This is a genomic window from Nocardioides sp. JQ2195 (assembly GCF_012272695.1).
Taxonomy (GTDB): domain Bacteria; phylum Actinomycetota; class Actinomycetes; order Propionibacteriales; family Nocardioidaceae; genus Nocardioides.
This window is the reverse complement of the sequence record NZ_CP050902.1, coordinates 2,315,505-2,336,082: the sequence shown is the minus strand read 5'-3', so window position 1 is coordinate 2,336,082 and position 20,578 is coordinate 2,315,505. Positions and strand designations below refer to the sequence as shown.

At 66.0% G+C, this 20,578-nt stretch carries 13 protein-coding genes; 9 read left to right on the top strand and 4 right to left on the bottom strand.

The features are described from left to right. The first annotated feature begins 89 nt into the window (after positions 1-89). From ncot_RS11030 to ncot_RS11020, 3 genes are read left to right on the top strand one after another with little or no spacing between them, the layout of a single operon-like run. Positions 90-917, top strand: a complete 828-nt coding sequence (locus tag ncot_RS11030) for an alpha/beta hydrolase (protein WP_168619305.1) — start codon at positions 90-92, stop codon at positions 915-917. Between the two features lie 56 nt (positions 918-973). Then, on the top strand, positions 974-1,759 hold the full coding sequence (locus ncot_RS11025) for a dienelactone hydrolase family protein (protein ID WP_168617648.1): 786 nt from the start codon (positions 974-976) through the stop codon (positions 1,757-1,759). Next, the gene (locus ncot_RS11020) at positions 1,756-2,844 is read left to right on the top strand and encodes a tellurite resistance/C4-dicarboxylate transporter family protein (RefSeq protein WP_168617647.1); all 1,089 of its coding nucleotides are present in this window, start codon (positions 1,756-1,758) and stop codon (positions 2,842-2,844) included. Before ncot_RS11025 ends, ncot_RS11020 begins: the two co-directional genes overlap by 4 nt. A gap of 13 nt (positions 2,845-2,857) precedes the next feature. Here ncot_RS11020 and ncot_RS11015 read toward each other — a convergent pair whose 3' ends face one another. Together ncot_RS11015 and ncot_RS11010 are read right to left on the bottom strand one after the other, a co-directional pair. Continuing rightward, positions 2,858-3,214 (bottom strand): hypothetical protein, encoded by a 357-nt coding sequence (locus ncot_RS11015; RefSeq protein WP_168617646.1) that lies wholly within the window; start codon positions 3,212-3,214, stop codon positions 2,858-2,860. 591 nt (positions 3,215-3,805) lie between these two features. After that, positions 3,806-6,847 (bottom strand): AAA family ATPase, encoded by a 3,042-nt coding sequence (locus ncot_RS11010; protein ID WP_346766619.1) that lies wholly within the window; start codon positions 6,845-6,847, stop codon positions 3,806-3,808. Positions 6,848-7,243: 396 nt separating this feature from the next. Between ncot_RS11010 and ncot_RS11005 the strand changes: the two genes are divergently transcribed. Then, entirely contained in the window at positions 7,244-8,491 is a 1,248-nt protein-coding gene (locus ncot_RS11005) for an IS256 family transposase (protein WP_168617553.1), read from the top strand. 97 nt (positions 8,492-8,588) lie between these two features. On the opposite strand, the gene ncot_RS11000 is transcribed toward ncot_RS11005, so the two are convergent. Beyond that, entirely contained in the window at positions 8,589-8,924 is a 336-nt protein-coding gene (locus tag ncot_RS11000; protein WP_168617644.1) for a hypothetical protein, read from the bottom strand. Between the two features lie 544 nt (positions 8,925-9,468). On the opposite strand from ncot_RS11000, the gene ncot_RS10995 reads away from it, so the two are divergent. The 4 genes from ncot_RS10995 (at position 9,469) to ncot_RS10980 (ending at position 17,483) form a co-directional block, all read left to right on the top strand. Next, positions 9,469-10,899 carry a DUF2971 domain-containing protein gene (locus tag ncot_RS10995; RefSeq protein WP_168617643.1) on the top strand — a complete coding sequence of 477 codons (1,431 nt, stop codon included), beginning with the start codon at positions 9,469-9,471 and terminating at the stop codon, positions 10,897-10,899. A gap of 62 nt (positions 10,900-10,961) precedes the next feature. Continuing rightward, positions 10,962-12,200, top strand: coding sequence for an IS256 family transposase (locus ncot_RS10990; RefSeq protein ID WP_168617579.1), 1,239 nt, complete (start codon positions 10,962-10,964; stop codon positions 12,198-12,200). A 434-nt stretch (positions 12,201-12,634) separates the two neighbouring features. Then, a complete protein-coding gene (locus tag ncot_RS10985; protein WP_168617642.1) occupies positions 12,635-16,267 on the top strand; it encodes a hypothetical protein in 3,633 nt (1,210 codons plus the stop codon). A gap of 73 nt (positions 16,268-16,340) precedes the next feature. Then, positions 16,341-17,483, top strand: coding sequence for a hypothetical protein (locus tag ncot_RS10980; RefSeq protein WP_168617641.1), 1,143 nt, complete (start codon positions 16,341-16,343; stop codon positions 17,481-17,483). Between the two features lie 327 nt (positions 17,484-17,810). Here the strand turns inward: ncot_RS10980 and ncot_RS19700 are convergent, their stop codons facing one another. Beyond that, positions 17,811-18,077: a nucleotidyltransferase domain-containing protein gene (locus tag ncot_RS19700; RefSeq protein WP_240937868.1), complete on the bottom strand. Its 267-nt coding sequence runs from the start codon at positions 18,075-18,077 to the stop codon at positions 17,811-17,813. Between the two features lie 1,154 nt (positions 18,078-19,231). On the opposite strand from ncot_RS19700, the gene ncot_RS10965 reads away from it, so the two are divergent. After that, positions 19,232-20,557 (top strand): hypothetical protein, encoded by a 1,326-nt coding sequence (locus tag ncot_RS10965; protein WP_168617639.1) that lies wholly within the window; start codon positions 19,232-19,234, stop codon positions 20,555-20,557. The last annotated feature ends 21 nt before the right edge of the window (positions 20,558-20,578 follow it).

The following is a 20,578-nucleotide window of genomic DNA, read 5'->3' as shown; positions in this document are numbered from 1 at the left end:
ACATACCCTATGGGGGTATCTATTCCCAGTCCCTGAAATGATCGAACCCCAACTCACGGGGCCCGGCGCATCGCTAGGCTGGCGCGGTGATGACATGCGAAGAGGGCCGTCTGGCCGGTGCGCTGGGGGAGAGCTACTGGCAGGCGTGGCTGCCCGAGAGCACGCCCAAGGCGGTGGTGCTCGTCGTGCACGGGGTGGCCGAGCACTCCGGGCGTTACGCAGGTCTGGCTGCGAGGCTGGTGGACGCGGGCTATGCGGTCTATGCGCTCGACAACCACGGGCACGGCCGGTCAGCAGGCACGCCCGGCAACATCGGCCGGATGGGCGCACTCGTCGCCGACGTGCACGCGCTGCGGGGGATGGCCGAGGCGGCACGACCGGGGGTGCCCGTCTTCATCATCGGGCACAGCCTCGGCGCCCTGCTCAGCCTCGACTACCTCGTGACCCAGGGGCAGGCAGGCATCAGCGGCGTGGTGCTCTCCGGAGCCGCCATCGACCCCAGCATCGGGTCGAGGCTCGAGCGGCTCGCGGCGCCGCTCCTGTCGAGGTTGCTGCCCAACCTCGCCCTCGTGAACCTCGGCATCGACAACATCTGTCGTGACCCCGAGGTGGTGGAGGCCTACCGTGCCGACCCACTGGTCTACACGGGGAAGGTCCGCGCGCGCACGGGCGCCGAGGTCCTGGTCGCGATCGACCGCGTCTCCGCGGGTCTCCCCGCGCTCACCCTGCCGGCCCTGGTCCTCCACGGCGGTGACGACAGGCTGGCGGACCCCGCCGGCGCACAGCTCATCCACGACGCCATCGGCTCGACCGACAAGACCCAGAAGATCTATGACGGGCTCTACCACGAGATCTTCAACGAGCCCGAGAAGGACCAGGTGCTCGCGGACGTCGTGACGTGGCTCGACGCGCACTGAGGTCTCCCTGCGTGAGTCCAGGCGTGCCAGCGGACTGACATCGCTAGATTGGCCCCATGGGTGCACAGATCTTCTGCACGATGCCCGGCGGCGAGGAGGCCGAGGCCTACCTCGCCGGCGACCGGGGGCCCGGGGTCCTGTTCTACATGGACGCCATCGGGCTTCGACCACAGATCGAGCGGATGGCCGAGCGGATCGCCAGCTGGGGCTACGTCGTCCTGGCGCCCAACGTCTTCTGGCGTGACGGTGCCGCCGCGGACCTCGCCCCCGAGCAGGACCTCACGGTCCCGGAGAACCGGAAGGCCTTCTTCGCCAACGGGGTGATGCGACGGGTGAGGTCGATGGCCCCGGAGCGGATCGACGCCGACGCCGATGTGTGGCTCTCGGTGCTGCGCGAGGCCGACGGGGTCGCGGACGGCCCGATCGGAACCACGGGCTACTGCTTCGGTGGTCGGCTGGCGCTCCGCACGGCGGCCCACCGGCCCGACGACGTGGCCGTGGTGGGCATGTTCCACACCGGAGGCATTGTGGTCGAGGGGGCCGACAGCCCTCACCTGGTGGTTCCGCAGGTGCGGGCGCTGGTGCTCGCCGGGCACGCCGCCGGGGACCGGTCCAACACGCCGAAGCAGATCGCCGCCTTCGAGGAGGCGCTGACCGCGGCCGGCGTACGCCACCGCAGCGCGATCTATCCGCGTGCGGAGCACGGCTTCACGATGGCGGACACGTCGAGCTATCAGGAAGCCGGAGCGGAACGGCACTTCGCCGAGCTGCGGGCCGCGCTCGAGGAGGAGCTGGGTGTGGTTGACGAAGGCCCCACGGGGTCGGGGAACATGGAGGCGTGACCCACGTCCGCGATCGGTTCGCCCAGGCTCTCGAGGGCCTGACCCCGGGATACTTCGCGCTGGTGATGGCCTCCGGGATCCTGTCGGTCGGGATGCACCTCGAGGACCTCGTCGTGCTGTCCCGTGTCCTGCTGGGCGTGTGCGCCGCGGCGTACGTCGTCCTCGTGGTGCTGACCGTCCTCCGCTTCCTGCGCCACCGGGCCGCCGTGGTGGAGGACTTCACCGATCCGCGACGTGCCTTCGGGTTCTTCACCTTCGTCGCCGGGACCAACGTGCTGGGAGTCCGCCTCGGTCTCGCGGACTGGCCGGGCGCCACCGCGGCCCTGCTCGTGGCCGCCGGCGTGGTCTGGCTGGTCCTGGGCTACGTGGTCCCGTGGACCGCCGTGCTCGGTCGGCAGGAGCGCCCGGTGGTCGCCTCGGCCAACGGCACCTGGTTCATCTGGGTGGTCGCCAGCCAGTCCGTCGCGACTGCCGCCGCGACCATCGAGCCCCTCTATGCGTCGGGCCGCCGCGAGCTCGCGCTCCTCGCCGTGGTGTCGTGGTCGGTGGGAGTCTTCCTCTACGCGGCGGTCGGCGTGTTCGTCGCGTTGCGGTTGATGCTCTATCCGTTCGGGCCTGAGGAGCTGACGCCGCCTTACTGGGTCTCGATGGGCGCGCTGGCGATCACCGTGCTCGCCGGCGCTCGGATCGTCGAGATGGCCGACGCGCCGATGGTGCGGGTGACCCGAGACCTGATCGCCGGCGTGGCCGTGGTGTTCTGGGCCTTCGCGACGTGGTTGATCCCGGTGCTCGTCGCGGCCGGCTGGTGGCGCCATGTCCGGCGCGGCATCCCCCTGCGGTACGACGCCACGCTATGGAGCCTGGTGTTCCCGCTCGGGATGTACGCCGTGGCGGGCATCTACCTGGGCAAGGCGGACGACCTGCCGGTGGTCGAGGCGATCGGCCGCGGCGAGCTGTGGGTGGCCTTCGGCGTCTGGCTCCTGGTGTTCACCGCCATGATTCGCCATGTCGTCAACACCGTGTTCAGGTCGTCGCACGGGACGCCAGCGGCCTCGGCGACCCCGCAGGCCGCTCCGACCCGGTGAGCAGGAGGCGACATCACTGGTCAGGAACGTCGAGGGTGGCCAGCGCGAGCAGACCGTGGGGGACGAGCTGGGGCTGATCGATGCCGCGGGTCGCGGCCCATCGCTCCACGACTCTGCCGAGCGGCTCTTGGCCACCGGGGTGTCGCACGAGGACTCCGTCGCTCACACCACGCTCGATCCCGAAGCGGACGCGAATGTCGCCCCGCGCGAGCTCGAGGGCCCAGACATCCATCTGGACCGGACCCCAGCAGGTGATGACCTCCCACCCGGACGCGAGCAGCAGCCTGGCAAACCTGGCGGCTTCGCGATCGCGCGGCTCGAGGTGGGAGAGCAAACCGGAGACGGTCTCGTGGGGATCGACGGTTGGCACGTGGCTCATTATGGGCGCCCCGAGTCAGGGCAAGAAGCACCGAGAGAACCGACACCGACGGGATGGGGAAGTTCGGCCCCGTCGCACTGGTCCGATCGGGACCGTTGCCTCATCTGCACCCCACGACGTACGCCGTGTCGCCCGGCGCACGCTCACGCGCGGAGCTAACGTGGCCGTCATGGCTGACCTCACCGAGCCCTGCCCCAACTGCGGAACGCTGATGCGCTGGGAGACCTCCCACGAGCGCTGTGACGGGTGTGGCTGGATCCGGCCCTGTTGTGAAGGTGCTCCCTGCAACTGACTGGGCGATCGAAGGCGCGAGTCGTGCCTTCACCCAGCCGGGCCTTCGATCACCGAGACTCCGGTGTGGGGCGGTGAGGTCGCTGGGCAGAGCCGCACGGTCGTAGGGGATCTGGCGTGGCCTTCGAATCCTGCCCTCAGGCGCCAGCTGGCGATGGATGAGACCCATGGTGGGTTCTTCACCTGAAGCGTTTGGTGGTCGATCATGACGCGCTCGGCACGAGCCGGAGGGCACGTCAATGGCGGTGGAATGACGCAGTTCCTGAACGTTCGGATTGTGCCACCGCAGCGTCACGTCCAGTAGCTCTGCGGAAGCCTAACCTCGTCGTAGCCAAGAGCGTCGGCCAAGGCGCCGTTGAGCCTCCCACTAGTTCGAGTCGCGCGCATCGGGTCAAATTCGGGGATGTGGAACCAGCGACCAAATTCCTCCACGTCGGGGAAGCCGACGGATAGGGACGGCTCGTCCGTAATCATGAGATAAACCTCGCCGGGAGCCGATTCCGACGGGATCGATAACGTTTCTAGGCTGTGCTCGAAGCCCCGCAGCCGATCGCCTGGCCGTTCGCGACGAATGATCGCGAAGACCTCTCGGCCAAACCTCCGATCGGAATCCTGAGGCAAAATGCCGGCATCAACGAGCGCGATCGCGTCGTCATAGCGCTGTTGGTGCGCTCGATTGAGCATCGCCGACAAGAGTCCCACGTCGTCGGGAATCTGCAGGCGGTACCCGATGCGCTGGGCCTTGTTGAACGCCTGAAGCCGCTTGTGAGTCGCAGACAGAACGGAGGGCACCGGGTTGCTGGGTGTTCCGCCCCGGTACCGCACCCGGCTAATGTGTCGGTCATCCCGGAGGCCCGCCAACTCTTCCAGTTGAAGAAACATCCGCTTCGAGGTCAGGGTACCCGGCGGCGGACCAAGATCGATCAGGTCATCGGCTCCCCGAACCTCACCGACCCACGCCTGCGTCTCATCACCGACGAGCACCAGCCCGTACGGCTGGTCAATGTCCATCGCGAGACGCTCGGTTGGCGACGACAGCTCGCGGACGATCCTCCACGCGTCGAGCTCTAGCTCGAGCTCGGCGGCGACAGTCGACATCGGTGGTAGTGACTTTGCCTTGGTGAAGTGAGATGCATTCTTGAAATCCTCACCGATTGCGAGCTTAGCTGCGCGGGTGAATCGTAGGGCGGGCAACGGATCACCTTCTGCCGGCCACGGGAGGATGACCTCGAACCGCAGTGGTTCCCCCAGACCATGCACGTCGTCGGGCAGCGAAGCGAGCTGGTGGCGTGCGGCATCGCGAAGCTCGGTCGACGGAAAGTTGACAGCCCCGTAAAGGCGCAGGTCACCGAGCCGCGGTCGGATCACCAGGCCGGGACGATCGTGGCGGCTGACATGCTCCACGCCTGCCTCGACCGCCCGGTCGTACTCCATCTGGCCGAGAGTCCGACCCAGTTCGGTGACGCTCGGGCTGCCCACGCCGAACGAACCGGCGTGGAACTCGCCCAGCAAGGGACGCACGTACTCCTCGAACAGGGTGGAGGCCAGCGATTGGATGGGACCTCTACCAAGATCGGTCGCGATGCGGCCGATGACAGCCATCTTTGCGGCTGGAGAACGCCACACCGGAAGGGCGATCACGACGTCGTCGTTCTCTGCGGTCACCACGAGCCGCTTATCCTCAAGATCCCTCACGACTGTGCCGACCGGGCCGGAGAAGCCGAACCGGTGTCGAGCGTGCCGCACCAGGTGGTCGAGCGAGAGAGCACCCTGGTTGCCGTCCTCCTCGAGCTCGACCATCGCGGCCAGTAGCGCGAGCTCCTCGGACACCAAGTCCAGCGCCTCGGCGAGCGCTTCGTGGGCCGACGCGACGTTCGGTGCGTCACGGCTTAGACGGGCCAGGTCCATGCAGTCCTGGATGGAGCTAGAGCCAGCGGCATCGGCTGATGCGAGGATGGCATTCGCCGCGACGGTGGCACTGGCTCCCCGTTGGTGCGAACTGAGAATCGAGGTCCAAATCGCGCGCCGACCCAGCTCATGGAACCAAGGTCGACCGCGTACCGAAGTGACCAGCACACGCGCCTCGACCAGGCGCCGCTCCATGACGGTCCATCGAACCTCGTCTAAGCCAGTCACCTCGAGGACGATCGGGAGGTCCGGTGGATCAGTGAAGGCGCTGAGCAGCGTGACCACTTGCTGTTCGTCGAGCTGGAGCGCGGCGTAGTTCTGCTGGCTGCGGGAAACGAACGCATCTTCTCCCGAAACCGTGCCGAGGTCGCGTCCGGCTGCGAGCGCCCGCAGCGCCTGGTCGACGTACAATGGATAGCCACCGGTGGTGTGCAAGACGTCTTCGAGCAAGCTCTCGGCTGCGCGCCAGTTGAGTCCCACGTGTTCCATCCACCCAGCGACAACGGGCGTCGGGAGGGGCGCAAGGGAGACCACCCGTAGCGCGCGAGGCGCTGGATCGTCATCGTTGCCGGCTGCGGCAACGGTCGCCTTTGAGCCGACCTCGTCGAGCTGACGAATGCGGGCCAGGTCGTCTGCGGCGCGGCTGGCGTGCGCCATCAGTAGAAAAACACCCTGAGGGAGGTCCTCGACCAGGTCAAGCAGCATGCGAAAGTCGTCATCAGAGATCCGCTCGACCGCGTCCAGGGCGAGCACGAGTGGTCCATCAGTGAGTGAGCTCGCGCAGAAGGCGAGTTCTTTGAAGGCTTGGAGCGCGTCGGGGTCCGAGGCTGCGGCGATCTGGTTCGACAGCCGGTCGGCTGCGGACAAGCTCAGCTGATCTCCGACTTCGGCGATCAGGTCTGCCACTGGATCGCCGAGCCGGGCACGGATGATACCGAGCATGTATCCGTGAGCTCCAGCCACCATGTCGCGCACACGATTCTGTGCAACCTGAGCCAGGGTGTCACGGAAGATGCGTTCCCAGCGACGTGCCGGGCCCTCCGCGGCTTCGGCCATCGTGACTGCCAGCCCCAGCGCTTCGAGGAGGGCACCCTGGAGTGCGCCCGGTCGACGGGTCAACTGGACACGCGTCGAGCAGATAACCTCAGGGCGAGTCGAGGATTCGGCCAGCCGTGCCAGCCCGGCCTCGAGGAGGCGGGATTTGCCTATCCCACTGTCACCGACGATGAGCACCGCCTGCGATGTCAGAGCCGTCAGCTCGTCGAGTTCTGCTTCGCGACCGAACATCGGATCAGACGCGCGGTGTTGTACAGGGCTAGGCGAGTTCTGAACCGGTACGAGGGCACGCCCGGCCGCCGCACTCGACCCAGGCTCAGCCGGGCCCGCGCGACGCCGTCCGGGCCAGCGCGGCGGCCACCATCGCATGCCGCCCTCCGCAGTTCGGGGTCCGGCGTTCCGGACTCACGTGTCGTCCAGCATATGACATCAGACCTGCGTTGCGCTGACAGAATCCACCTCGTCTGGCGTCCCTCTATTGGGCGACGTCCCCTTCTATCACTGGTTGGTGAGGCGTAGGCGTCGTGCGGGACGGTCGGCGGACAAGCGGCGCCGTGGGGCCCGCTGGCGGCGGTAAGACGCCTCCAGGAAGTGCCGCTGTAAACGGAACATGTCGGGGGCAGCCTCCGGGCATCAGTTGAGTCCCCGATAGTGGTGTAGCGCGGTCGCTGTCTTCGTGACCGGCGTGTATGTCGGACGTGGACGCGGCCACCGCGTGATCCTTCGAGTCAACCTTCCACAGAATCCTCGAATGGAGTCATCACGATGACCGCTCCCCACATTGTCGACCCTGCCGGCCTGCTCGGCGAAGCCCTCGCTGAGGCGAGTCCAGATCTCATGCGCTCGCTGCTCCAGTCGATCATCAACACCCTGCTCAGTGCCGATGCCGACGCCGTGGTCGGTGCCGAGTACGGCCGCCCGACCCCGAGCCGGACCAGCCAGCGCAACGGTTATCGCCACCGCGACCTCGACACCCGCGTCGGCACCGTCGACGTCTCGATCCCCAAGCTCAGGAAGGGCACCTATTTCCCTGAGTGGCTCCTCGAGCGTCGCAAGCGCGCCGAGTCTGCGCTGATTACCGTCGTGGCCGACTGCTACCTCGCCGGGGTGTCCACCCGGCGGATGGACAAGCTCGTCAAGACCCTCGGCATCGACTCACTCTCGAAGTCCCAGGTCTCGCGGATGGCAGCTGAGCTCGACGAGCACGTCGAACAGTTCCGGCACCGGCCCTTGGATGCAGCGGGGCCGTTCACGTTCGTCGCCGCCGACGCGTTGACGATGAAGGTCCGCGAGGGCGGCCGTGTGATCAACGCGGTCGTCCTGGTCGCGACCGGCGTCAACGGCGACGGACACCGCGAGGTCCTCGGCATGCGCGTCGCGACGTCAGAGACCGGTGCGGCGTGGAACGAGTTCTTCGCCGACCTCACAGCCCGCGGCCTGAGCGGTGTCCGCCTCGTCACCTCCGATGCCCACGCCGGGCTGGTCGAGGCGATCGCGGCGAACCTGCCCGGCGCCAGCTGGCAGCGTTGCCGCACTCACTACGCAGCGAACCTCATGTCGACCACACCGAAGACGATGTGGCCTGCTGTGAAGGCGATGCTGCACTCGGTCTACGACCAGCCCGACGCGCCCGCCGTGCACGCCCAGTTCGACCGGCTGCTCGACTACGTCGCCGACAAACTCCCTGAGGTCCACGAGCACCTCGACGGTGCCCGTGCCGACATCCTCGCCTTCACCGCGTTCCCGAAAGACGTCTGGACCCAGATCTGGTCCAACAACCCCGCCGAACGCCTCAACCGCGAGATCCGGCGCCGCACCGACAGCGTTGGGATCTTCCCCAATCGTGACGCCATCGTCCGGCTCGTCGGCGCCGTCCTCGCCGAGCAGACCGACGAGTGGGCCGAAGGCCGCCGCTACCTCGGACTCGAAGTCCTCACTCGCTGCCGCATCAACATCGTGCCCACCACCGAACCCGAGATCGGAGTCAACGACCTACCCGAACTGACTGCCTGAACCATCAACAAGGAGAACGCAGCGCTACACCACTACCCGGGACTTGACCCGGGCATCGAGCCCAGAGATTCAGATGCGGGGTGCGCTGTCGTCAAGGTTAAGCTTCCGCGCCCTCATCGAACGCCGCCCTTAGGATGGTTGCTTGCTCTGCACGGATCCTCAACCGCCAGTCGACGGGGTTGCGGGCTGAGTCTGGGATAAGCGATCCATGTTGCCAGCGCGAAGCGACCGATTCGAGGCTGACTAAGAACCGGCCGAAGACCTCTAGCGCGTCGGTCGCCATCGAATGAAAAAGTTGTCCGCCGATCCGGAAGGCTTGAAGATCCTCGAGGTTTTCCGGCACGCGTGGGCGGCCGAAGTGCACCACATACTTGCTGGCGATGTCCCAGTACTTGTCCAGCCGGGTCCCTGCGGGCGTATCTGGCTTGCCCAATCAACACCGAAGTCCCGAGGCCCGAAGTCCAAATCGTGCGTGCTCTTCACCAGGAAATCAGCAAGCAGACGTATGTGGACGTAGAAGGCGTCCAGCATGCAACGGGCAACGCCGAACTCCCCGCGGTCCACCGCGCCGTCGTAGTTCGCAGCGATGTCTCCCACCATCTCGACCGAGTACGCGACCTGTTGAGCGCGCCGCACGTCGGGGAGAAGCCATCAATTCGTGGAAGTTGGAAGTCACAACGGCACCATGCCAGACACCCACTACTTCGTGGCACGGCGAAGCTGCTGCGTGGCAGCCCAGCCTTGGTGCTGAAGGAGAAGAGACTCCATCGCGGCGGAGTGACGCGCTGCGGTCGCAGTCGCGCCCCCCGCCTCACGCGGGAAGCGAACAGAGGACACATCGCAGGTCGTCGAAGAGACCACTCGCCACCGAGGCAAGTTATGTGAGTTTCATCCGGGTGGTCGGCTGGGCCAGATTGTGTGCGTGCCACTGGCCCTACTCGGGCTCGTCGCCTAGCTCGGGTGGTTGCATTGCACCCATGTCGACCGACTACACCGCGTACTTCGAAGAGGAACTGCGCAATTCGCCAAAGAGGCAAACGGACGACCTTTACCACTACACGTCGTCGGACGCCGCCATCCTTGGCATCTTGGCGACCCAGACCATCCGGCTGTCGCCGTTCCACAGCACGAACGACCTGTGGGAATCGAAACCCCTGTACCCAAACCTCCAGGGCTCAGCCGAATTCAGCCCCGAGGCGACAATGGAATTGTGGGAGGAGATCGATCGGTACATCCGCATGCATTCTAAGGTCGCTTGCTTCACAAATGATTGGGACCTTCCGGAGGCCGTGCTCGACAGGGACGCGCTCCGCGGTTGGTCTCACCTCTCGCTATGGGCCCACTACGGCCAGCGTCATGCGGGAGTGTGTCTTCGTTTCGATCGTCAGAAGTTGCTGTCTGCGTTCGAAGCGGCGAAGCGTTCCGCCGTCCACCAGTTCAGCGGCGACGTGCGCTACCGCACGGTCAGCCTGGGCGCTGGCCCAGAGGGCATCGACTTGCTTCAAGTACAGGAGTTCGGAGCAGACGCGGCTGCATTTCGCTACTCCGAGACTCACCACCACGAGTTGTTTTTCAGCAAACATATGGACTGGTCAAACGAGTCAGAGTTTCGTCTTGTTCGCACCGACTTGTCGCCTTCACCGTTCTATCTCGACATAGCGGACGCGCTCAACGGCGTGTTCCTAGGAGACGAGTTCCCAAAGGAGCGCATTCCCGCGCTGCAGGCAGTCTTGGGCCCAGTGGCATCAGTTCCCATCTTCCAGCTTCGTTTCCACAGCAGACGCCTTTGGTGCGACCCGTTCGAGCTTGGGAGCACTTCCAATGCTGACGCGGTAGCGGAACCAGTCTCGAGTTTCGGTGCGCGACGCGAGGGCACCCTGGCCGCGCGACTCGAGGAGTTGAGGGCGGCGGAGCGTGAAGCCGACGGAGCTCTCACAGTTGCGCGCGAGGCCGCACAACCCGTAGCAGCCGTGCTAGCGGAGGGAGTGGACTCGGCCGCGGCTGAGGTGGTGGAGTGGCCGGCAACCCTGGCTCGGGTCCACTCAAGCATTACCGCAATCCCGGAGGGGCAGCGCCGCCGCGCGCCCGGTACTGGTGGCGAAACACCGGCGTACGAGACAGGCCTCATGATCGTCGCCGAACACAAGCCCCAATACAGCTTTACGTTCGTAGCAGCTGTTGCGCTTCAAGTGTTCGGCAAACGCGTCAGGATGCACGCGACGATCTCGGTCGAGACATGGTTGGCCACAGGGAACGTGCGAGAGGAACTTTGGCGCGAAGTGGAGGAGGCAGATGTGGCAACCGCGCCTGCTCTCGCGAGACTGTTGCTCGATCGACTGCGCGAGGCGTTAGGAGAGTCCCCTGGGGTGGTGGGGTTTGAGGTCCATCGGCGGGGCTGCGTGACGTAGGTGGCCATCGGCGGGATCTTCGGTGTGAAACGACCAAGTAACGCACTGAAGGAGACCCACCGATGGCCTTGTCCCAGTCTGCCCTGTCTGAGTTGCTCGACGCGTTCCGCACCGGAGATGGCGTCGACATGATCCGTGAATCGGTCCGCACCGTGCTGCAAGAGCTCGTAGATTTCGAAGCTGCCGGGGTGATCGGCGCGGAGCGCTACGAGCGAACCGAAGACCGCTTCACCGAACGCAACGGCACCCGGCCGAAGCTGCTGGCCACCAAGGCCGGCGATGTCGAGCTGCGGATCCCCAAACTGAGGAAGGGGTCGTTCTTCCCCTCCATCCTCGAACCCCGCCGCCGCATCGACCAGGCGCTGTACGCGGTGGTGATGGAGGCCTACGTCCACGGTGTGTCCACCAGGAGTGTGGACGACCTGGTCGCGGCGATGGGCGCCGACTCGGGGATCAGCAAGTCCGAGGTCTCCCGGATCTGCGAAGGCCTCGATGAGTCCGTCGGGGCGTTCCGCACCCGGCCGCTCGATCACACGCCGTTCCCCTACGTCTACCTGGACGCGACCTACCTCCACGTGCGCAACAAGCCCGGCAAGGGCGGCCAGGTCGTCTCGATGGCGGTCGTGGTGGCGACCGGGGTCGCCGCCGACGGGACCCGTGAGGTCCTCGGACTCGACGTCGGCGACAGCGAGGACGAGACGTTCTGGCGGTCCTTCCTACTCAGCCTCAAACAACGCGGCCTGGCCGGGGTGCAGTTGGTCATCTCTGATCAGCACTCCGGGCTGGTGGCGGCATTGAAGCGGTCCTTCCAGGGCTCCGCGCACCAGCGGTGCCGGGTCCACTTCGCCCGCAACCTGCTCGCCCACGTACCCAAGTCCCACGCCGACATGGTCGCCGCGGTGTTCCGCACGATCTTCGCCCAACCCGACCCCAAGGCCGTTACCGCCGCGTGGGACGAGGTCCGTGACCAACTCGCCGCCTCGTTCCCCAAGGTCGGCCCGCTCATGGACGAAGCCAAGGCGGAGGTACTCGCGTTCACCGGCTTCCCCAAGGCCCACTGGTGCAAGATCTGGTCGACCAACCCACTCGAGCGAGTCAACAAAGAGATCAAGCGCCGCTCCCGAGTGGTCGGGATCTTCCCCAACGCTGCCGCGGTGATCAGGCTCGTCGGTGCGGTGCTGATCGACATGCACGACGAGTGGATCGCCGGCGACCGCCGCTACCTCTCAGAGGAGTCCATGGCGCAACTCAACGACACCATGGATACTGGTACTCATGCCGCCATCAAGAGCGGCGAGTAGGGCACCGAGGATCCCCTCAAAGCCCACCACCCCGCGGGGCTCTGTCGAGGCGTTTCCGAGTTCTCGTGAGGCGTTTAATCGCAAGCGGGGAGTTTGACCAGTCGGCACGGCTGCACCGAACCTAATCTCAGGGTTGCACCGTGCGCTCCGATCTCACGACTTGAAACTGGTCACTTGGCGAACCCCCTCCAAGTCCTCTTGTCCTGTCGCTGCTGTGCCGACAGGCGGTGGAATGACGCAGGTCGCGGCAAACACGCGAAGCGACGAGGGTTGTCGCTATACGGACCTGGGCCGCAGCAGTCTGGCGCGGATTCAGCATGTCCGAATGTCGTTGCGCCGTGGCGAAAAGGCGTATGCCTGCAGGAAAGGTCGCCAGAACCCGGCGAATCGTCGGACCCTTCCGGGAGGATAGAGGCCCGACGAAGGAGACTGCTTTGATCGACCCGCTTAGTGCCGCGGCAACAACCGCGTCAGTGGCCGGCGCCGCGAAGGGGGTCGGCAGCGCTGCAGGCAAGAAGATCGTCGAACTCCTCGGGAGGCAGACCTTCAGGCTGCGCGTCGCCTGGGTGGTTTCCAAGAAGGCCAAGGCTGACGGGGTCCGCGTCAGCCGTAAGGACCTGACGGCCTGGCTCAAGAACCGGGATGTGCGCGCAGCCGTCGCCTCAGGCGAGTTCCAGGCCCTGAGCGCGACTATTCCAAAGTTGACGCTCCATGTTGACGAGCATCGCCTAGACGCTGCCGCCGCCGCAGAGCGCGTGGTCGGCCTGGTTCGGAACGAGACGCTTCGGCGAATGACCGACGGCGACGCTCGGGTGACCCAGACTCAGCGCATTGAGGAGGCGATCGCCGGCGACGTCCGAGCGCCCAGGCCGTTGCTGAACTCCGGAGGCGACGAGCTCGCGTTCACCAACGCTCTTGCCAAGCTGCACCCGTGGCGGTCCGACGCTGCAAGAGAACTGGCTACGCATTGGGTGTCGCTACGGGGGTTGGTGATTACCCTCGCCGGTGAGCGGGACCGCCGCAGCCTCTTGGAGCAATGGGCCGCGCAGCCGCCGCAAGGACTCGAAGAGGCACCGGCGGATGGTTGGTGCTGGCTGGCGTGCGTTGCTGCCGACTACGGAGCGACCTCAGCGTCACTCACGTTCATCACCCGCGGAGTCCACGGGGGCGCGTCAGCGTCCTACTGGTGGGCGCGTGCGGGCCTGACGGTTGGGACCGGCCGGCCTGAGGATTCTGCTCGCGCTCGAGAACTTTGGGCCCGGTCCGTGCCGAAACACCCGCTTGCGGCTGCTGGCGAGGCGATCGAGTCAGGCGAATACGCAACCGCTGAAAAGATCCTCGACGACTGGTCACCGGACACGCCGAACGACGAGTCGATCAGGGCCATCCTTCGCACGGCCGCGGCCACCGGGCTCGGCGACTTCGATCGAGCAATCGCCATCGGCGCCGCCGGCGCCGCCGAGAACCCGGAAGGCAGTGGCAACACCCTCCGGACCGCGGAGGCACTTCTTTCCCGTGGGTACTACGGCGGGAGCGATCACCCGCTCGACGATTTTGCGCGTGCCTACGACCTGGCGATCCAGGCACGAGACTCCCGGCGCGACTGGCTCGGGGACAGCGTTGCTCCCATCCTGACCGCGGTGACGGCGTCCGCGCTCGCCACCGACGTCGACCAAGCCTGGCGGCTCACCCGACCAGCCCCCGACGGCGAGGCGCTGCCGCACGAGGCCCGCGACGAACGGCTTCAGAGGGAGTCGGCAATCCTGGCCGCCACGATGGGGCGCTTCGAGGGCGCGCAGGCCATCGCTGAAGCGCTCGGAGACCCGTTCGTCACAGACACAGTCGAAGGCTGGGAAGCCTTCACGGAAGACCGCCACGACGACGCTGAAACTGCGTGGCTCCGAGCCTGGGACAACGCGCCCAACGAAACTGCCCGGTTGCAGACCGCCTCGGCGCTGGCCCCCCTTGGCCTACGGCTGCCCGACCTTCAAGCTCTGTCCGGCGAGTACAGCAACGCAATCGAACGAATCAAGAAGATCCACGAGGTCATGACCTGCGACGCGGACATGTCGCTGCTGCGGGTACGCGCCACCGAGTCCGAACAGCTAACGGTGCTACTGGCCGAGAGGCTCATGGCCCAAGGGCAACTCGAGGAGGCCGCCGCAACCCTGGAGGCCGGCGGCGCTCGCTGGAACCAGCCGCTGATGACCCGCATGGCCGCCGCCCGATACGAAAGCGCCGGCAAGTACAAGGAGGCATTCGACGTCGCGGCCACCGCACTCTCGCTTGGAGGCGCGTCCTGGGCGGGACGCCTGGAGACGCTCATGATTCAGTTCGGGGCGCTCGAAGCGATGGGCGAGTTCACCCGATCGCTGGCGGTCGCTCGCGAGATGATCACCATCGCCCCAGCAAACCTGACCATCCGGTGGGCCCTCGTGCACAGCCTGGTCCGCGACGGCAAGCTCGAGGACGCGTGGCGCGCGCTCAAACACGACGGCAAGCCTGTCGCTCCGCGCACGCCCGGTGATGCCCGGACATGGATCGGTCTCGCCGCCGAGTGCGACAACAGTTCGGCTTTCGTGCAACGAGCGCTGGAGATGATGGCCGCCTGGATGCACGAGGCCGACGTGGTCGGTGTCTTCCTCATTCAGATTTATCGCGGCTTGAACCGTCACGAGCGCGAAGTCGCTGACTCCGACATCAGTGAGCTCCACAAAGCCACGGAAGAGTTCACCACGAACCATCCCGAGAACCAGATCTTCCGGCAGTTCACCCTCGACGAGGACGACCTGCTTGGCTCCCTGACCGCTCTGCTCGAAGACCAGGCGAAGGAAGACCCCGGCGTCGCTGAGATACGCGAGCAGGTCGAGCGAGGGGATCTGCCGCTCGGGTTTGCCGCGGAGTTGACCGGCCGCACCTACGTCGAAGCGTGCATCAAGACCGGAGCAGGCCTGGCCTACAGCCACTTCCCACCGATGGCCGCCGATGCCAAGGCGGCCGCGGCCGGAGCGCTCGACACACGCGTGGTCATCGATCCCTCCGCTGCCGCGACGTTGTCGCTGCTCGACCCAACGACAGCAGACACTCTCGTCGGCGCCTTCGTGGCACTCGAGACTACGGACTCCGCGTACCGCGATGCCCTTGGAGCTCAGCAGAGCTTGAACATGCTCTCGACGATGACGCTGGGCTGGGATGCCAAACAGAACCGTCCACGCATCACAGAGACAGGCATGGACGAGGCGCAGGCGTTCGCGACACGCGGAGACCGTGTCGTCGGGCTTCTGGCTCGTTCCGAGCGACGTGGGTGGCCTGGTCTGAAGAGGTTTGCCGAGCTCGCCGGAGACACCACTTGGCTGAGCGCGATCGACCTCGCTCTGTCCGAACAACGCGCGTTCTGGTGCGATGACCGGTCGCTCCGGCAGCTTGCTGCGTCGGACGGTGCCATGACGTTCGGAACGGTTGACCTGCTTACCGCGCTTGAGGCGGCGGGCCGCATCTCGACTGAACTCGGTGCTGCCGTGCGCGCCACCCTGGTCGCTGGCTACCACGTGGACCTGGACTTCGACCCTGACGTACTCACGCTCGCCGCCAAGCTCGATGGTTGGCTTCCGAAGGGTGCCGCCGCCTCTCTTGCACGTGCCCACACGTGGAGCGACCCGGCCGAGTGTGTGCGGTTCGTGACGACAGCGATCGCCACGATCGCCGACGAGTCAGCAACGGGCATCGCTCACTGGACAGCAGCCGCCGGTCTCGGCCTCGTGCGCATCACGGCGGGCAACGTCGCTGGCGCCTCAGAGAACCTGAACATCCTGCTCACCCACTTTCTCTCGCAGCCCTGGCTACGACCAGACACGTTCCCGTTCGTGATGCAGGGCATCCGAACTGCACTGGACGAGCTGCCCGGGGCAGCCGACCCGCTACGCACCGTGCTCACCCGCATCTACGGCCAGATCGCCGAAAAGCACGGTGCACCGCAGGCAGCCGAGTTCCTGCTGATGCTCGTCGCCAACCTCGAAGAAGAGGACAGAGTGACGGCGGCAGGCATCATCCTCACCAGCAAGGCCTAGCCATCCCACGCGGGGAGCCCTCGCTCAAACCCGTTGGCGCTCGCACGGCATCACCCGTAGCGTTTATCCCATCATGCTGGAAGCGCCCGTTCCCGAGCAGTTGGTGTGGGCGAGAGTCACTCGACCAGCGCAACCGCTTGTCTACCTCGACCTGAACCACTACATCCAGCTCGCCAAAGCGAGTCGAGCCGAAGCCGGTTTCACCTCGGAGGACGGGCGAGCCATCAAAGTGTTGCCGGGGTACTCGGACCTGCTCGCTTCGGCGCGTCGCGCCAAGGCCGACGGACGCGCACTCTTTCCGCTGTCTGCCGTTCACTTCATGGAAGTAGCGCACCGGGTGCCGAGCCCCCGGCAGCGCGGCCACGTTGCCGACATCATGGAGGAGCTCTCCAGCTACCTCTACCTCGCCGGCCGGCCGACCATGATTCAGGTCGAAGTCGCGGCCGGCGTCGACAAGGTGTACGGGGTTGCGTCCACCTACCAGCCAGTACCGCTCTTGCAGGATTCTGCGATGTGGGCCTTCGGCCGCACTGGAGGCTTCAAGTTCCTCAACCAAGGAACTGGCGAGGACCTCGAGGCCCAGATTCGACGGGCGATCGGCGACGAAGCCTTCGAGAAGCAGCTCGCCGAGATGAGATACATCCTCGAACGCAAGGTGCTCGAAGGTCCCCAGGACAGCGAGATACCGAACCTCCGCCGCAACGGGTACCTGCCCGAGAACTACGGAGTCCGTATGCAGAGCAGGCTGGACTTCGAGCTCGAGACCCGCACCATCCTCGACAACGACCCCGCCTTGCGCCGACAGCGGCTGCGCGACCACATTTTCGCTCGTGAGGTGGCTCATGAGTGCATGACCCTGTTCGCTCTTCATCTCCGTCAACGCGAGGAGGAAGGCCTGCGGCACGACCTGCTCGATCCGCCCGACCTCGTCGCATTGTTCGCAGCGATGCCCCAACTCCAGGTCTCGGTGACGATGAAGGCTCGGTATCACCAGAACCCTCAGCACCCCTGGAAGGTCAACCACATCTCCGACATCGATGCGCTGTGCGTGGCGTTCGCATACTGCGACGCCGTGCTGACCGACGCCGAGGCCCGCGCCGCGATCGCCGGTGCTCGCGAACTGAGGGGGTTCGGTACCTTCCTCCCCGCCAAGCCTATCGAGATGGCGAGGTGGCTGGACGGCTTGCCTGCCCAGCCGAATGGCACCGACGACTGACTCTCGCCGAGACAACTCGCGTCGCGCGCCTGCGGCGCGCGTGCCTGGAGAGGCGTTCCGGAAGCCGAAACAACGCCGCTTGGGTCGGAGGGGTTGCGATGACCGTCAGTTCTTCAGACGCCGAAGAAGCACCGAGATCTAGGTTGTGAGTCATTCTGGGTGGAATGCAGCGCCTCAGTGAAGCCTGACATGGCCAGACTGCCTGTCAATTGACGATAGCCCCGGGGGTGCCCGGGGCCATCGATCGGTCGAACCCTTAAGAGATCGACCAGTTCACGATCAGATGTCGCAATTCCCGTTTGGCGTAGTTCGTGCTCTCCGCCGAGGTCATGGCGCCTTGGGTCTACTGGGACGCGGCATGGTGCCGACCAGTGCTAAGCCGTCACGGAGGATCTCGCCGACGACAGGCTCTCGCTCCTTCGGAGCCCGGTCGAAGTCCTCGGAGGGCAGGTGGAGTACGTCGCAGTCGTTGCCGAGACGCTCTTGTACCTGCTGTTGAAGGTCGGCTCGACCAGCCCAATCCTCGGATGCAATCACCACCAGGTCGATGTCACTGTCGACGCGTGCTTCCCCTCGGGCGACGGATCCGAACACTATGACGGCCTCGACGTTGGGCGCAGTCGCGCGTACGACCCGCGTCAGGATCTCGATGGGGCTGGCCAGCGAGCGCAGGCGAGCGATGACCTCGTGGCTCTCGTTGATGCGGTGTACGCCAGCTCGACCGGATTGTCTCGGTCGTGATCACGCCGATCCGCTCGAGATCCCGGAGGGCTTGCTGGACAGCGCCCAAACTGTGGCTGCCGGCGAGTGCTGGAATGCGCCGGCCCGTCAGCGCCGCCCCGGTGCGCAGCATTACCGCGAGCACTGCGCCGCGTGCTCCCGGCATCAGGCCACCGAAGGGCTCACCGAGTCGCCACGAAACCCACCTCATGACGCCCACGTCGTCGAGACCGGTCAGGGCTCGTGACGGTTACTCGCTCAGCGCCAAGCGTCGCCCCCCGACTCCAGCGGCAACATCGGCGACGGAATCGTGCGGCGCCAGCGTGCCGATAAGGTCGCCCACCGCGTGACGCAACTCCTCCGCGTCGCCTCCGAGAAGGTCCACGATCTGTTGCGAGAAGAGCGCCCACCTGCACCGCTGCGATGGTGAGAGCGAGCGCCGCACGCATCTGCTCGGACGGACCACCTGAATTGTCGGCGTGCTTCGCGACGATCACGTCGCTCATCGAAGGTCCTTCTCCGACCAGGAAGTCGCTGCGGCCGGCCAGTGCCAGCCATGCCGAGAGGCGTGTGTGCTCCGGATGGGCAGTCCCGACCAGGAACATGGCGCGGGTGCTGCTGGCCAAGTCGCGCATCCGTGCGGCGACCGCAGCGCCCAGCTCGTTGTCCTCAGCGAGCACCGCACGCAGGAGATCCTCCTTGTTGCCGACATAGTGGTGGATCAGCCCGTGATTGACATTCGCACGGGTGGCGACGGCCCTCAGTGGTGCGTCAGGTCCACGTTCGGACCACTCGCTACGGGCGGCTCGCAATAGCGCCGCGCGCACCTCCTCCGGGCCCCGAGGCCGACGTTTCGTCTCGTTCTTCGGCAGCATCCCTTGAGTTTAGACAAACAACTAACCGAGGGTGCCAAGTGATCCGGATCACCGGAATTCGATGGGGTCGATCCGACCCGCTGACAGAAGGAAGATTGCATGCGCGCTCCTCGAAGCTCCAGGCTCTCAGCGGCCTTGGCCATAGGAACTCTTGTGGTTGCCGCAGCAGCGATGCCAGCCAGCGCCGGCCACGGCAAGGATGCGCTGCACGACACCGGCCAGGCACTCGACCACGTCCGTGCCAGCCCTCGTCCAGCTCCTGAGTTTCGGGGCGAGGACCTGAGTGCGACCGAGCGGCTGACCCCGGCTGCGCGACGCCTCGCGGACGAGCCTGTCGTACGCCGAGCGCGGGCCGTCCTGGTCGACGAACTGTTGGCCACGCCGTACGTCGTCGCGGCCGGTATCAGCCGCCCCAGGGTGGAGGAGTACGTCGCCGGCGTGGCCTATGTGAAGGCGCTCTCCGAGTTGTCCAACCGGTCACCTCGACCCACGATGCTCCGGAGTCCCTATCCCGTGGGGCGGGCCGGTCTCGACAATCCCGACAACGTCTATCGCTTCATCCGGCTCGATCCGAAGGCGTCCTACGTCATCACAAGTCGGCGCAACTCCAGCTATAACGTCTACTTCCAGTTGCTGTCTGGTCAGCCGGGCGAGGAGAACAGCCTCCACGAGACGCTGGGCTTCCTCACCGGGGACGACCTCGACGCCGATCGTCGGGGTCGGTTCCGGGTGACACTCGACCGACGTCCCGCCAGCATGGTCGACGGGCCGCATCTGCAGTTGCCAGGCGACGGCACGGTGCTGGTCGTGCGGGACACCCTCAACGACTGGGCCACGGAGGCCCCGGCTCGGATGAGCATCCGGCAAGTCAGCCGGGGTCGCCAGGACCTCGCCACCGGCGATGCAGCCGACGAGGTGGCGCGCCGCACCACGGACGCCGTCCGGTTCTGGAACGCCTACACCAGCCAGCTCCAGCGGATCGGCGCCAACACTGTGCTGGCGCCGAAGTCCTCGGTCGGGGGCATGCCGGGACAGGTGAGTTCGTTCGGTCGCTTCGCTCTCCGCACTGACCAAGCGTTGGTCCTGACCGTAGAACCCGCGGATGCTGAGTATCTGGGAATCCAGCTGGGTGACAACCTCTTCGCGTCACTCAACTACTGGGACCGCACCTCGAGCCGTAACCTCACTCAGACGCACCGCAATGCCGACGGAACCATCACCTATGTCATCTCGGCGTCAGACCCGGGCGTCGCGAACTGGATCGACAATGGGGGAGACGTCGAGGGTCTGGTGTTCCTGCGGTGGCAGGGTCTCGCGGTGGGCGAGGTCCCTGCACCAGTCGATGTGCGCATCATGGATGTCTCCGACGTTGCCACGGACCTTCCCGACCAGCGCATCAGCCAAGCGGAACGCCGCGACGAGCTGAAGCAGCGCCGCGCAGCCTTCGACCGCCGTGGGATGGGGACCACGCGCTACTGAAGGCTGCTCGCCGTGATCGCG